The organism is Desulfamplus magnetovallimortis (genome assembly GCF_900170035.1).
In the GTDB taxonomy this organism is placed as follows: domain Bacteria; phylum Desulfobacterota; class Desulfobacteria; order Desulfobacterales; family Desulfobacteraceae; genus Desulfamplus; species Desulfamplus magnetovallimortis.
The window spans coordinates 60,394-75,162 of sequence record NZ_LT828564.1 but is presented as its reverse complement, the minus strand read 5'-3'; the positions used below and the strand labels follow the sequence as shown (position 1 = coordinate 75,162).

The window sequence follows — 14,769 nt, the reverse complement described above, 5'->3', positions numbered from 1 at the left end:
TTATAAATGAAACAAAATTATCGCCATACCCCCGGCAAACGTGGGAAGGGAGCTGTGCTGGATGTTGGCCTTCAATGCTCCCATTCATGCACCTTCTGTTATTATAAAAATTACAATGGCTCCAGAGATTTTGAAGCTCTAAGGCAAGGTGGTTTTCGCTGTGCAATGGATCTGATTGAAATTTTGAAGCTATTTAAACACCACAGCTATAACCATTTTGATGTAACAGGGGGAGAACCCACACTTCATCCGGATATTGTACCAATTATAGAAAAAGGATGCCGGGAACTGGGGCTTGCAGGTCGTATTATCACCCTGGGTCAATTTCTGCATAGAGAATACAAAGGGAATTCAAAAAAAAGGCCATTGATAGATGCACTTTTAGATGCAGGACTCACCGACTTTCTCTTTTCTCTACACGCTGCAGATGAAACCCAATTCCATCAATTCACCAGAGGGTCACTTAAGAAACTGGAAAAGGCCATGGATCATCTTGATGGTAAAGATTTCCAGTATGGAACCAATACTGTTGTCTTTAAAGGAAACTTGACATCATTACAGGCCATTTCTGAAAAAATTACCAAACACCATGTATATATTCACAATTTTATCCTTTTCAATGCCTACCACGGTTGGCGAGATGCCTCAAAAACACCTTCTATACAGGCAAAATACAGTGATATCAGGCCACATCTTGAATCAGCTTTGGAAAAATTGAATTCTCAAGGAAAAAAAATTGCTGTCAATATCAGATATGCACCCTACTGCGTTCTAAAGGGAATGGAAAAACATATTGTGGGACTCACAGGAACATTTTATGATCCCTTTGAGTGGCAAAACCGTGCCTGCAACTACGACAAATCCCCTGAATATTGTGCCATGCCCGTTGAAATGGAAGATAAATATTCAATAACTTGGATAACACCGGAAAAAACAGGCGACCGATATAAAGTAATTCAAAATAGATATCAGGATATATATCCTTATCAGAATAAATATAAAGAACCGATAATTGCAATTCGTGGAGATCACTTCACAGTTTTTCCTGAAAAATGCAAAGATTGTGCTGCCCTGCCTTTTTGTGACGGCCTTTCTCCCATATATCTAAGACACCATGGAAGCAGTGAGCTTTCCCCCTATGATCATTTTGGGGCAGAGGGTGCCCTGCCTGGAGCAAGATTGAATTATACATTGCCATTTCATGTTAAAAAAAATCAATTTGAAAAAATCATTTGACGTTTCATAAACTTATTATTATTAATAAGTTTATGAAATACACTGACCTGGAAATTGCTGTTCGACAACCCATATTCTCCCGCCAGGAGCTATCTCTTCTTGGATTTAATATTTACGACTATCAACTCAGCCTATGGGTAAAAAAAGGACTTTTGTTACGTTTTAAAAATGGTATATATGCCTTTACCAGGAAGATTAAAAATCTTAAATGTGAAGAAATTGCCTACTTTATCTACCAGCCAAGCTACATAAGCCTTGAAAGTGCACTCTCTTATTATAACTTCATTCCGGAAATGGTATATAGCCAAACAAGTGTTACTGCGAAAATCAACAGAACATTTGACAATATTTTTGGCCGTTTTATTTATCGTCATATCAAAAAAGAGCTTTTCTGGGGTTATCAAGTAATTTCCACAGAACATGGACAATTTTTGATGGCAGAACCTGAAAAAGCGATTCTGGATTATCTCTACCTGAACATTACCAATATAAAAACCTCGGATGATTTTAAAGCCATCCGCCTAAACCATGAGCAAATTGGACAAACCTTAAACAAAAGCAAATTTACCCAATATCTTAATGCTTTCAACATGCCCAGGATGAAAAAATGGACACTTTTATGCTTACAGTAAAAATATGCTTACATTAGACCAGATCAAGGAATATTTTCCGGAATCTGTTTTTATAAAAAACCCCCAGGGCGTTCTGGTGGAGTACCTCCAACATGAACTGCTGGATTCAATGTTTAAAGATATTCAAGCGTCCCACATATCATTCATTGGTGGAACAGCGATACGTATACTGCATCAAAGCATTCGTTTTTCCGAAGATCTTGATTTTGACAACTTTGCCCTCTCCTTTGAAGAGTTTGAAAATCTGCTTACAAGAGCATGCAGAGATATGCAATACAAAGGCTTCATAATTGAATACCGCATGGTGGAAAAAGGGGCTTTTCATTGCTATATCCGCTTTCCTGAAATTCTTTATAAAACAGGTATCAGCCCGGATAAAGGACGCAAAATTCTAATAAGAGTTGATACAGAAATTAAAGATAAAAATTACACTCCAACAATAACCCTGTTGAACAAATTTGGTATTTTCAGACGTATTCCTGTTGCACCTCCGGATATACTCATGGCTCAGAAAATGCTGGCTGTACTCTACAGCAAAAAGGAAAAGGGACGTGATTTGTTTGACATATCATTTCTCATGGGAATGACAAGACCCAATTTCAAATATATCCAAAACTGCATAGGAATCGAAGCTCCAGATTTCATGGATCGATTCACAGCCAGAATAGAAGAGCTGGATCTTGATTTTTTGGCACAGGACGTTGAACCCTTTCTTTTTCAGGCAGAACAAAAAGAAAGGGTTCTTTACTTCCATGATACACTAAAAAATCTACAAAATAACAACTTTCTCTAAACAGACTAATATAATGACTAATAATATGACCAAGCCTTCATGCCCAACTCAGGCCCACCCCGATTATGGAAGCCAAACGCAATTTTACGGTAAAAAATCAATTACCACAAGAGGTGTAATCTGGCTTGGCCAGACCTGCAACCTCCGTTGCCATTTTTGCTATTTCCAAAACAGAATCAAGGACAAAAACCATCCAGATCATCCATTTATGTCCCTTGAAAAGGCAAAACGCATATGCACAACTTTGCGTCAGTTCTACCATAACGATGCCGTTGATATTCAAGGTGGGGAACCCACCATATTCCCTGAAATCAATAAACTTGTAGCCCATTGTGCTGATATTGGACTTAAACCAACTTTGATTACAAATGCTATGATACTGGACAATTTAGAAAAATGTAAAGCATTAAAACATTCCGGTATCAATGATCTTCTGATAAGTGTCCACGGCCTTTACGATGCCTATGATGCCATGTGTGGAGTCAAGGGAGCCCATAAAAGACAGATGAAGGCTCTTCAAAACCTCATCAATCAAAATATACCCTTCCGTTTTAACTGTGTTCTTGCAAAATCCGCCCTGCCCCATCTTGAAGGTGTTGCAAAACTTGCCATTGAAACCGGAGCAAGGGTTGTGAATTTCATTGCCTTCAATCCCTTTGAAGATCAGCAGAACAATCAACGATCTCTCAGTGACGTTCCCTCATATTCAGAGGTATCCCCTCCCCTTGTCAGTGCCATGAATATTCTTGAAGATGCCGGCATAGAATGCAATGTAAGGTATTATCCTCTTTGCATGGTACCTGAACAATATCGTAAAAATCTCTATAATTTCCAGCAACTTCCTTATGATAGCCATGAATGGGATTATGCTTCATGGTCCTGGAGTGCAGAACCTTCCCAGAGAAGGCGGGATGGTGAACTTACAAAGCCTTTCCGTTTAAGAGAGGCAAACATGCGTTCAAGCATTTTTTCTTCCAGTTCAGAGTGGCCAGATTACCTTACAGATCAAAACATCTCCAGAGAGGATGAATACAGACACAGTGCAATTATCAGGGCACGGCAGCATTGCAGTTACCAGTATGCACCAGGCTGTGATCAATGTTCTCTTAAGCAAATATGCGATGGATTTCATGGGGATTATGCATCTTTTTGGGGAGCCGGGGAAGCAAAGCCGGTTGAGTTGCAAAACGAGATCAGAAGCCCTGTTTTTTATATACGAAAACAACATAAAGATAATTCTTTTTAAGAACTGGTTTTAAATTATTTTCCTGTCTATCGCCCACATCCTTCTCCAAAACTTCAGTGTACAGGACAAAAAAACAATGGGTGTATAAAATCTCAAATGATATCAATTAGTTATCGCATTATACTTAACATATCTACTCTTTTGCATAACATATTGATATTACTTTAAATTTGATATGCCTGCTGTTTTTTTGTCCTGTACACTGCCAAAACTTAATAAATAGAATTCTTGAAAATTATTTTGGAATTATCTCTAAATAATAAAAACAAAAGTGGACAAATGAAAAACAAACTCAAACAGTTAGCTCCTATACCTTTTAATATTTTTGAAAATCATATCTTTGATGAAATGATAGTGTTTGGTACATCCCAACGAGGTCTTAACTGTCAGCAAACATTGAGTAAATCAGGATTTAAAATATTATTTTTTGCAGATAATAGTTCCAAAAGGCAAGGAAATATAATTAATGGAATTTCTGTGAAAGCTCCTGAACAACTTAATCATTTGATTAATGTGCCTGTTATCATATGTAGTTGGGCAGAAAAATTTATTTTCAAGCAATTGAAAGACTTGGGTTTTACCAAAATATTTACAGACGGAATAGGCGATTCGACATCGACAACAGATATAAAAACAGACGAAATAGAAAAAGTATTTCAACTAATAAACGATAAAAACTCTTGTGATCTCTATAAAGCAATTATTAATTATATACTCTACAAATCCAAAATAACTTATTATTCAAAGTACTATATTTATAACCACCCATTATGTAAAGCTGAACCTGGAGATGTTATTATAGACGGTGGTGCTGCTCAAGGTGACACTGCAATATTTTTTTCAAAGCAATGTCAGGAAAATTGCAATATATTTGCCTTTGAACCGACACCATCCTCATTCGATGCTATGATTCAAACGATCAACAAATTACAATTGAGCAATATTACACCTATTTGTGCTGCTTTATGGAATAAAAATGAAAAGGTTTCTTTCTGGGAATCACCTTTGACAAGTCATGCCAATACCATAAACAGTCATGGGGAACTTAAGGTTGATGCAGTTTGTCTTGATGATTTCATTATAGACCACAATATTAATCAAATTGATCTAATAAAAATGGACATCGAAGGTGCTGAACTTAAAGCGTTATATGGTGCAGCACAGACAATTAAAAAATTTAAACCTAAACTACAAATATGTCTTTATCATAAGATTGAAGATTTATGGCAAATTCCTATATTTATAAAAGATCTTGTCCCTGAGTATGAAATATATATCGGACATCACTCCTGTTGTAGATTGGATACGGTTATGTATTGCGTGTACAACCATTGTAACAACTGATCAAATATATGACTTCAGCCAATAAATTTAGCTATGCTAATTTAGAAGAAATGGAGACTGTCACTTCATCTCTGCTTGCAAAAAACGAAAAAGTTGCCATTTACGGAGCTGGTGGCAGAGGTGTTGAGCTATATAAAACTTTACGCAAAAAAAGGCCAGACATTGAATTTCTATTTTTCATTGACACATTTGTTTCCGGAAAAAAAGAAAATCTGAAAGTTTACAAAATTGATCAGATTCCTATTATAAGTGAATCAAACTTTAAGATCATTGTTGCATCCGTTTGGTGGCTGGAAATATCCTTAAAATTATTTGAGATAGGATTCAAAGATCATATTATATATGAGCCTTCAATTATTGGAAATAATTTCGATTATCAAAATTTTCAGTTACAAAAGCCTTTGCAGAATATTTCAAATCAATTTATGCTCAAAAATGACCAAATGCTCTCGGAGCAAAAAATACTTAATATCCTTAAGAGCACCCAAAAAGTTTATAATGAACTTTTAAGTCAAAAAAATCTTACACCCGAATTAAAACCAAATGATTGTATCAAAATTACCATAAATTTTTTAAAAGAGCATTTTGAAGATTTTGACTCAAGAAAAATATTATTATGCAAAAGAGTTTTTAATAAGAAGCCTGACATTGCAAAAGAGATGGTCACTATCATTGACCAAAAAAGCGGAATATTATCCGAATTTAAACAAAAAAATATTAACTCAAACGATATATGTGCTGCGTTCCTACACCGTCTATGTCAACCAGAAAAAAAAAACATTGCTATTTTTTACCACCATCATATGTGGTCACAACTGGGTGATGATTTTAATAAAAAACTTACCAAACAAGGATATAATTGCCTTACATTATCCATAGAGCCAACATTTGATCGCATTGACTATCTCTATCCAGTTGATAAAGAAATAATGTTAAGGCTCAATATGCTATCTGTGGCAATCGGATTTAAGCATCCATTATGGTTGACATGGGGGAATGGATGGCTCAAAAAACTTAAATGTATAGACATCAACAGATCCGCAAGACAGATGTTTCACAACCCTCTCTCAGAAATAGAACTTTTCACAAGAGGTCAATATGTTGCTATACCTGTTAATAGCACTTTAAGTGTAAACAAGAAAATAAATGTTCCAAATTATATTAAAATACCACAAAAAATTATCGGAAATAAACGTGATACTTTTATAATGCCCTTGATACCAAACAAGTATGATCGAATTAGAGATTCTCGATCAAAATTGAAGAGCTATGAAATTAACCATATTCTTGTCTGCCCTACAATCTCAGATATCCCAGAGAGCTTTATAAAGCCTTACGGGATTAATATATTAAAAGAACTTCTGAAACGTTACCCAAAACAAAAAACACTCTTTCGCCCCAGGCCAGAAGATAGAAGCAATCCAAACATCATAGAAATAGTCGATCAATTTTCAAAACACCCAAACTTTATTTATGATGATATTGATGATTATGTAGAACAATATGCCCGCGGTATTCTATTAATCACTGACAGATCCTCAACTGGTCAAACTTTTACCCTTGCAACATACCAACCATCCATATATTTTCCCCAGGGACCAGGTGGAGTAACCATTACCCACAATGATCTTATTGGTAATGGCTGTTTTAAAGTCAATGATTTAGAGCATTTATTTCAATTAACGGACCATTTTCTCCAATCTCCAACACTGTATAGTGATACCATACGTTCCATTTCAGAGAGCATATATGCAAACAATCGAACATTCTCAAGTCATTTCATGGGTTATCTTGACGATATACTAAATGAAAGAACAAACCCTGACTGGCTACATATATACTTTACAGAACAAAATATAATTGGCAACAGCACCAAAGACTTTGAAGAGTCTATAATCTCGATTTTTAATAATAAATGCCAAATATTAGTTGCACTTGATTTTGCAAGGTCCATTAAAATATTTCCTCAATATTTAACATTGAAAATCAAAAAGAATGAAACAATACCCAAAAATATCTTTGATGCTATAATCTCTGAATATTTAGCCTACTTCAAGGATGGACACGCATCATATGCAAGTGTACTAAGAGAAATAATATATTTAATATTTCATAATTTTTCTTTTTATGACAATTCAGAAAAAGAGTTTAAAAACTTCAATAAATTCTATTTTGAAGTGTGTGTTGATGTTATATTTAAACGGAATAATAAACAAAGCGTTAAAGATTTTATTGATGATGTGAGCAAAAGTAGTGTGGCATACCGGCTGCTTAATGTTTTTTTAGATGAAAAAAAGAATATCTATCCAAAAGAGCAAAAAAGATAAAAGGAAATAAATTTGAATCCCACTACAGAGATCAATGGCTCAGTGATTTGGGTGACTGGCCTTTCCGATTCCGGTAAAAGTACACTGGCAAATTTTTTAACAAAAAAACTTAAAACAAATAATACTATGCCAACTCTCCTGGATGGCGATCAACTAAGGGAGGTTTTTGGTCCGGTTTACGGTTATGACCATGAATCCCGACTAAAACTTGCATACAGGTATTCGGCTCTCTGTAAAATGCTTGCATCCCAGGGGCACGCAGTAATCATTGCAACTATCGCACTATTCCATGAGATCCATTCATGGAATCGTCAACATCTTCCAGGATATTTTGAAATTTTTTTGAACACACCCATTGAAGAGCTTAGACGTAGAGATTCCAAAGGCCTTTACAAACGATATGATACAGGTGAAGCATCTTGTGTATATGGACTTGATCTAAAGGCAGAAATGCCTCTTAATCCCGATATAAAAATTGATTTTGATCCATCACGCTCACCTGAGTCAATTGCTGGAGAGGTGTTTAATAAACTATTGCTTTGCAAAGCATAAACGGGCATGAATGCGATTCAGCTACTCCCAAATATATCAAATTGTGTTCATTTCCAAAGTAACAATTAAGGATTAATATACAAATGGACAAAACAGTCTATGTTGGAATGAGTGCTGACCTTGTTCACCCAGGCCACATGAATATCATCAAAAAAGCCAGGGAGCTTGGAGATGTAATTATCGGACTTTTGACAGATGAGGCCATTGCAAGCTATAAACGTGTCCCTTTCATGAGCTTTGAGCAAAGAAAAGAGGTGATCGAAAATATTAAAGGTGTCAGCAAGATTATTCCACAGACCACACTTGACTATACAGCCAACCTTAAGTTGTTAAAACCCGACTTTGTTGTACATGGAGATGACTGGAAAGAGGGAGTTCAGGCAAAGACAAGACAAAAAGTTATAGATGTGCTTGATGGCTGGGGAGGAAAGCTTGTGGAAATTCCTTATACCAAGGGAATTTCATCTACAAAACTCCACGGTGCCATGAGGGAAGTGGGAACGACTCCGGAAATTCGCCTCAAATCACTTCGCAGAATGCTTAATTTAAAACCAATAATCCGCTTTCTTGATATCCATAACGGACTCACGGGTTTGATTGTGGAGAGAACCCATATCAGAACTGACAAAGGTATTCGTGAGTTTGACGGCATGTGGGCCAGCAGCCTTACTGATTCAACGGCACGGGGAAAACCTGACATTGAAGCCGTGGATATTTCCTCACGCATGAACCTTTTAAGCGATGTGCTGGAGGTTACAACAAAACCAATTATATTTGATGGGGATACAGGGGGCAGACCTGAGCATTTTGTTTTTACAGTAAAAACATTGGAACGTCTTGGAGTTTCTGCTGTTATCATTGAGGATAAAAAAGGACTAAAACAAAACTCTCTCCTTGGTAACAGCGTGCCTCAAATACAAGAGGATATTGAAAATTTCTGCCATAAAATAGAGCTGGGAAAAAAGGCGGCAATAACAAAGGATTTCATGGTTATTGCCCGTATTGAAAGCCTTATCCTTGGTGCTGGAATGGATGATGCTATGAATAGAGCCAAAGCTTATATTGAGGCTGGTACAGATGGAATCATGATTCACAGCAGAAAGGAAAGCCCATGGGAAATTTATCAATTTTGCAGGCAATATAACAACCTCAAAAATCGTAGGCCCTTGGTGGTTGTACCCTCTACTTATAACCATGTAACAGAAGAAGAACTACAGTCCAATGGCGTTAATATAGTCATATATGCCAATCAGCTTATAAGAAGTGCATATCCTGCAATGGTAAACACTGCGGAATCTATCTTAAAACATCAGTGTTCATCAAAGGCTAAGTGTCTTATGTCAATTGGTGAAATCCTGAAATTAATTCCAGGTACCATTCAGAAATATTCTTGACTGATTAAACGGTCATGGCTGTCATCCAGCCACCCCCGAATATGGAAAATTGTATCCATTTCCACGGTAAAGAACTCAAAAATGATACCACCTGATATTTTTTGCAAGACACTTCAAGAAAAGGGAGTAGGGATGTTTGCAGGTGTGCCCGATTCTCTACTTAAACACCTTTGTGCCCACCTACACGACAACTGGAATGGACGACACATCATAACTGCCAATGAAGGCAATGCCATTGCCCTTGCTGCCGGATTTCATATGGCAACCGGCTCCCTTGGGGCGGTATATATGCAAAACTCCGGCCTTGGCAACTGCGTCAATCCATTGACTTCCCTGACAGATCCAGATGTTTATTCCATACCTTTACTGCTTATTATTGGATGGCGGGGAGAACCTGGCATAAAGGATGAGCCCCAACATGTAAAACAAGGCAGAATCACAAGAGATCTACTTGAGATACTTGACATTCCCCACTGGATACTAAATGGAAAATCTGATTGGCAAATAATTCTCCAGGAAATATTTTCAGCAATAAAAGATAGAAGTGCCCCGGTTGCATTACTGATTCAAAAAGACACATTTGAGCCTCACACTACTCAACAAACTTTTCAATATGGCTCAAATAAAAAATATACACTGAAACGGGAAGATGCACTTTCTGAAATTCTTGATCTCGTCAATCCCCATGATCTAATTATATCAACAACCGGAAAGACCTCCAGGGAACTTTTTGAGCTAAGGGAAAAACGAGGGGAATATCAACGTGATTTTTTAACAGTGGGATCAATGGGTCATGCTTCATCCATTGCCCTTGGAGTGGCAATGGGAAGAAGGGATAGACGTGTTATATGTCTTGACGGTGATGGTGCACTTCTTATGCACATGGGTGCCTTACCAGTTATAGGCAATATAGAAAATACAAATAATATAGATTCTAAAACCCCTTCCAATTTAATTCATATAGTTCTAAACAATGCTGCCTATGAATCCGTTGGTGGACAACCCACCGTAGCAGGGAAAATGAATATGGATCTATTGAGCAGGTCATGCGGTTATAAAAACTACCATTTAGCATATGATATTAACTCATTAAAAAAGTGCTGGATGGATATATCCCGGCGGCATCAAGGGCCCAATATGCTGGAAATACAGATTGCAACAGGATCAAGACAAGACCTTGGTCGCCCAACAACCACTCCCATGGAAAACAAAAACGCTTTTATGAAAAATGCCTTTGCCAATGTCTGATAAAATCCCAAAAAAATGGCTCCATAATCATCCAGTATCAATTACATCTGGAAACGGCTCAATAGATATTTTACAGGATATATTACCACCTGAAGGTAAGATATTGCTAATTACAACACCTGGCTTTACCCGCAGGGGAGAAACCGACAATTTTATTAATATTATCGGTAAACAAAGAACTTTGTTGTATGACAAAATAGCTCCCAACCCCCAGATATCAGATCTGGATAACATTACACAAAAATTTTCTGTAAATAGTGAAATTAGCGGAATAGTTGCTTTGGGCGGTGGCAGTGTTATTGATAGTGCAAAGGTTTTAGGAGTTACCCTGGTCTTAGATGATACCACGCAGATAAAAGAGTTGATTCCCTACCCCTTGTATAATATTTTTATAAAACAAAGACCTTTTAACCCTTCCCAGGTAAAGAGCAAAATTCCAGTCATAGCAATACCTACCACCTCGGGAACCGGGGCAGAAGTCACCCCATTTGCAACCATTTGGGATCAAAACAGCAAAAAAAAATTCTCCCTGTCACATTTTTGCATTTATCCCTCCCATGCCATTCTTGACCCGGCCTTGACGTTACCCCTTCCATACAACGAAACCTTGTATTCAGGTTTAGATGCCATATCCCATGCACTGGAATCCCTCTGGAACATAAACAGAACACCCATCACCGCTGCACTTGCCCTTCAATCGCTTTCCATTACAGTAAAAGCACTTCCCATGGTTCTTGAAAATCCTGCAAAACTTTACAGCAGAACTCTTATGCAGGAAGCAAGTCTTCTGGCTGGAATGGCAATAAGTCAATCCCGTACAGCAATCGCCCACGCAATCTCATACCCCCTTACAATACATAAGGGCGTTCCCCATGGCCTGGCTTGCAGCTTTACCCTGCCAAGGTTAGCCCGCAATTACCTTTCAAGACTTGACAAGAAGCATAATAATATGTCGGGCTGTATTGAAAAAAAAATAATAGAAGGTGTTTTTGAACTATTGCAAAAAATCAACCTGCCCAAAGAGATTTATAGATACATTAAAGATTCCGATATCCTGCAATATATCCCTGAAATGTTTCACCCGGAAAGAGCTGCAAACTATTCAGAAGATATGGACTACAATCTTTTGACCCAATTACTTAAACAAAGCCTGGAGATATAGATGTCCAAAACCTCGGTTACCTCAGTAGTTCCACCCGCCCCCCAGTCATCTCCACCTATTGACACCTTCGGTGATGAAAGGCTCTTTGCCGCCGGCATAAACTATCCATTGCTCTCGGTAATCATAACCAATTACAATTATGCCCAATACGTGATTGAAACCCTTGAATCTGTTATAAAACAAACCTATACCCATTGGGAATGTATTGTTGTGGATGATGTGTCAATGGATGATTCCGTGAGCAGGATAAAAGAGTTTATAGATAATGCTCCACCAATGGAAAAGGAAAAATTTACCCTGATCTGCCGAAAAACCAATGGCGGACAGATGGAAGCATTTAGGGATGGCCTTTCAAAAGCCCAAGGCAACTTCTGCATGATGCTGGATTCCGATGATGTACTTCTGCCGGATTTCATGGAAACACATATCAAGGCACACCTCGGAAGAAGATCTGTGGCCTTTACCTCGTCCAACCAGTACCAAATTGATGGACAGGGAAAGGTCATTGCAGGTGACCACCCTGATCACATGTCCAAGGGGAAATATCGCTATATACCAGACACACACCTTCATAAAGGTTACTGGATATGGGCAACAGCAAGTTCCATGGTTTTTCGTATGGATACATTAAGACTCATTATGCCCGACCCTGGTATAACATTTCGTATCTGTGCAGATTACTACATTGCACATTTTGCAAACCAACTGGGTAACTCCCTTTTAATACCCTCTTTTCACGGATGTTACAGACGCCATGGAGAAAACAACTTTGGCTCCAATCCCATTGTTGGGGCAATAAATTCTGTGGGATGCCTGGATCAACACCCTCCCCACGATGAATTTCGCTGGACAATGATTAATCATATAATAAAGCATTACAATAAATTTTACCGTATATATATGGAAAAAGGGATTGTTAAAATTTTATGCCGCCTTGCAACATTAAGGGAATTGCTCAAAATTACAGAAGATAATCAAGAGATTTTTACACGCTCCACATGGTTGTATATATGGCAATATATCTGTTTTCACACTCCAAGATGGTATAAAAGCAGACAAAAATGGCAAAAACGTCTTATTACCGTACCAGAAGAATATTTTTTTAACGGCAAGGGAGAAAATCCATTTCCATGACAAAACCATCATCTCCTTTATCTGCCAACCCCAGTTACAAAAATAATGGTGGAAATTTGCAAGATAAAAATAGAGAAAAAGAATCATACCCAAAAGAGTTAAGTATTGTTATCACAACAAAATGCAACATGAGATGTAAAGTATGTCTGCAACAGGAGTTTGCATCCAGTTTCAATATGACTCTTATTGACAAGCTCTCCCATGTAATTCCCCAGCTTGAGCTTCTCCACCCCATTGGAGGGGAACCACTGCTTTGTGACCTTGATCCCATTTATACGCTGGCATTGAAGAATAACTGTAAAATAAAAATCATAACTAACGGTACCCTGATAACAGATAAAGTTGCCGAAAACATTGTGGCCCATGTGGATAGATTGATTGTGAGTATTGATGGCGGAACAGACGCTGCCTACCGTGAAATGAGAGGTTCTTCAATTGCCAAACCATTAAAGGGAATAGGCAAGGTTCTCACCCAAAAAGCCATTGCCGGCAAGATCTCTTCTCCAACCATTGAGATAAACTACCTTCTTACCCGCACAACCATTGATTCTTTGCCAGAACTTGCACAAAGAGCCAAAATACTTGGAATTGACTACATAAACCTATTTTATCCAGCCTTCAGTGATCAAGAGCTTAAAAGAAAGGAAAGTATTGGCCCTGATATGGCAAAGGCAAAAATAAAGGAAGCAGCATCATTTGCTAATATTATTGAGCCTGAAAACAGGGGTGGGGAGATATGCAGGCGGCCATGGAATACATGCTTTATTGATGTTAATGGCAATGTTTTTGGATGTTGCTATGGTTCTCCGGCATTGGGTAATCTCAACCACAGCCGTTTCGATGATTGCTGGTTCGGGCCTGTGGCACAAAACCTTCGGAAAACTGTAAATACAGATCAGGAAATTCCGTCGTGTAGAAAATGTATTGTCAGAAAGAGGGCTTGATAACGGAAAAAAGCATTGACCCTTACATGCCGATGTGTATATTCTTGATCTATACATTTTCACAGTAAAGAAGAGGCAGATATTATGAATTACAAATTCAATTATTTATGGTTGGTTACCATTATATTTGCATTGCTATTTGTCCCATACCATAATAGTTGTGCTGAAGATCTCGGTTTTACACAAAAAGATAGAGAGTTGCTCATTCAACTTAATGTCCGGGTCAATGAACTTGAAAAACGTACAGATGACCGGTTTGAAGCCATGGACAAAAGTATTAATGATCGGTTTGAAGCCATGGACAAAAGTATGAATGACCAGTTTGAAGCCATGAATCAGCGGTTTGAAGCCATGGATAAAAATATGAACAACAGGTTTGAAGCCATGAATAAAAATATGAATGACAGGTTTGAAGCCATGGACAAACGCATGGCAGAGCAGACCAGTCAATTTGACAAACGTATGGCAGATCTGATTGCAATTTTCATTGCCATAGTCGCTTCATTTGCCGGCATTGTAGCTGTAACCATATCCTTTGCAGTATGGGACAGAAGAACAACAGCAGCTTCCATATCGAACCTCACATTTTTGGTAGTGTCATAAAAGTGTTGATATCTTTTTGTGAAAGCCCTGCTGAATCAAGGTTTTTGAAGAGCTCATCAACATATTTGGGACACCACCACATTTTTCATATCATCAAAAAAATCATTTTTCATAGGAAAAACCTGCAAGCTTGCAATAGCTAAACAACATTCAA

Annotated in this window: 13 protein-coding genes; all 13 read left to right on the top strand. The window is 37.7% G+C overall.

Annotation, left to right across the window (positions count from 1 at the left end; all coding sequences use genetic code 11):
* The first annotated feature begins 6 nt into the window (after nt 1-6).
* The 13 genes from MTBBW1_RS25235 to MTBBW1_RS25175 all read left to right on the top strand — a co-directional run bounded on the left by MTBBW1_RS25235 (nt 7) and on the right by MTBBW1_RS25175 (nt 14,615).
* The gene (locus MTBBW1_RS25235) at nt 7-1,236 is read left to right on the top strand and encodes a radical SAM protein (RefSeq protein ID WP_080809195.1); all 1,230 of its coding nucleotides are present in this window, start codon (nt 7-9) and stop codon (nt 1,234-1,236) included.
* A 32-nt stretch (nt 1,237-1,268) separates the two neighbouring features.
* Nucleotides 1,269-1,868: a type IV toxin-antitoxin system AbiEi family antitoxin domain-containing protein gene (locus MTBBW1_RS25230; protein WP_139786902.1), complete on the top strand. Its 600-nt coding sequence runs from the start codon at nt 1,269-1,271 to the stop codon at nt 1,866-1,868.
* 4 nt (nt 1,869-1,872) lie between these two features.
* Nucleotides 1,873-2,661, top strand: a complete 789-nt coding sequence (locus tag MTBBW1_RS25225; RefSeq protein ID WP_080809189.1) for a nucleotidyl transferase AbiEii/AbiGii toxin family protein — start codon at nt 1,873-1,875, stop codon at nt 2,659-2,661.
* A gap of 13 nt (nt 2,662-2,674) precedes the next feature.
* Nucleotides 2,675-3,907: a radical SAM protein gene (locus MTBBW1_RS25220; RefSeq protein WP_222424169.1), complete on the top strand. Its 1,233-nt coding sequence runs from the start codon at nt 2,675-2,677 to the stop codon at nt 3,905-3,907.
* Nucleotides 3,908-4,186: 279 nt separating this feature from the next.
* Entirely contained in the window at nt 4,187-5,251 is a 1,065-nt protein-coding gene (locus MTBBW1_RS25215; RefSeq protein ID WP_080809183.1) for an FkbM family methyltransferase, read from the top strand.
* An 8-nt stretch (nt 5,252-5,259) separates the two neighbouring features.
* Nucleotides 5,260-7,578 carry a hypothetical protein gene (locus MTBBW1_RS25210; RefSeq protein WP_080809180.1) on the top strand — a complete coding sequence of 773 codons (2,319 nt, stop codon included), beginning with the start codon at nt 5,260-5,262 and terminating at the stop codon, nt 7,576-7,578.
* Nucleotides 7,579-7,590: 12 nt separating this feature from the next.
* Nucleotides 7,591-8,130 carry an adenylyl-sulfate kinase gene (locus MTBBW1_RS25205; RefSeq protein ID WP_080809177.1) on the top strand — a complete coding sequence of 180 codons (540 nt, stop codon included), beginning with the start codon at nt 7,591-7,593 and terminating at the stop codon, nt 8,128-8,130.
* Nucleotides 8,131-8,213: 83 nt separating this feature from the next.
* Entirely contained in the window at nt 8,214-9,524 is a 1,311-nt protein-coding gene (gene aepX, locus MTBBW1_RS25200) for a phosphoenolpyruvate mutase (RefSeq protein ID WP_080809174.1), read from the top strand.
* Nucleotides 9,525-9,605: 81 nt separating this feature from the next.
* Nucleotides 9,606-10,772, top strand: coding sequence for a phosphonopyruvate decarboxylase (gene aepY / locus MTBBW1_RS25195; RefSeq protein ID WP_080809171.1), 1,167 nt, complete (start codon nt 9,606-9,608; stop codon nt 10,770-10,772).
* Nucleotides 10,765-11,934, top strand: a complete 1,170-nt coding sequence (locus MTBBW1_RS25190) for a phosphonoacetaldehyde reductase (protein WP_186441706.1) — start codon at nt 10,765-10,767, stop codon at nt 11,932-11,934. The genes aepY and MTBBW1_RS25190 overlap by 8 nt, the downstream gene beginning before the upstream one ends.
* Nucleotides 11,935-13,068, top strand: a complete 1,134-nt coding sequence (locus MTBBW1_RS25185) for a glycosyltransferase (RefSeq protein WP_222424168.1) — start codon at nt 11,935-11,937, stop codon at nt 13,066-13,068.
* Nucleotides 13,065-14,012 (top strand): SPASM domain-containing protein, encoded by a 948-nt coding sequence (locus MTBBW1_RS25180; protein ID WP_080809165.1) that lies wholly within the window; start codon nt 13,065-13,067, stop codon nt 14,010-14,012. Before MTBBW1_RS25185 ends, MTBBW1_RS25180 begins: the two co-directional genes overlap by 4 nt.
* A gap of 84 nt (nt 14,013-14,096) precedes the next feature.
* The gene (locus MTBBW1_RS25175; protein WP_080809162.1) at nt 14,097-14,615 is read left to right on the top strand and encodes a hypothetical protein; all 519 of its coding nucleotides are present in this window, start codon (nt 14,097-14,099) and stop codon (nt 14,613-14,615) included.
* Nucleotides 14,616-14,769: the final 154 nt, after the last annotated feature.

Coding starts and splice junctions, on each gene's coding strand:
- MTBBW1_RS25235 (WP_080809195.1), top strand. CDS start 7: ATGAAACAAAATTATCGCCATACCCCCGGCAAACGTGGGAAGGGAGCT.
- MTBBW1_RS25230 (WP_139786902.1), top strand. CDS start 1,269: ATGAAATACACTGACCTGGAAATTGCTGTTCGACAACCCATATTCTCC.
- MTBBW1_RS25225 (WP_080809189.1), top strand. CDS start 1,873: ATGCTTACATTAGACCAGATCAAGGAATATTTTCCGGAATCTGTTTTT.
- MTBBW1_RS25220 (WP_222424169.1), top strand. CDS start 2,675: ATGACTAATAATATGACCAAGCCTTCATGCCCAACTCAGGCCCACCCC.
- MTBBW1_RS25215 (WP_080809183.1), top strand. CDS start 4,187: ATGAAAAACAAACTCAAACAGTTAGCTCCTATACCTTTTAATATTTTT.
- MTBBW1_RS25210 (WP_080809180.1), top strand. CDS start 5,260: ATGACTTCAGCCAATAAATTTAGCTATGCTAATTTAGAAGAAATGGAG.
- aepX (WP_080809174.1), top strand. CDS start 8,214: ATGGACAAAACAGTCTATGTTGGAATGAGTGCTGACCTTGTTCACCCA.
- aepY (WP_080809171.1), top strand. CDS start 9,606: ATGATACCACCTGATATTTTTTGCAAGACACTTCAAGAAAAGGGAGTA.
- MTBBW1_RS25190 (WP_186441706.1), top strand. CDS start 10,765: ATGTCTGATAAAATCCCAAAAAAATGGCTCCATAATCATCCAGTATCA.
- MTBBW1_RS25185 (WP_222424168.1), top strand. CDS start 11,935: ATGTCCAAAACCTCGGTTACCTCAGTAGTTCCACCCGCCCCCCAGTCA.
- MTBBW1_RS25180 (WP_080809165.1), top strand. CDS start 13,065: ATGACAAAACCATCATCTCCTTTATCTGCCAACCCCAGTTACAAAAAT.
- MTBBW1_RS25175 (WP_080809162.1), top strand. CDS start 14,097: ATGAATTACAAATTCAATTATTTATGGTTGGTTACCATTATATTTGCA.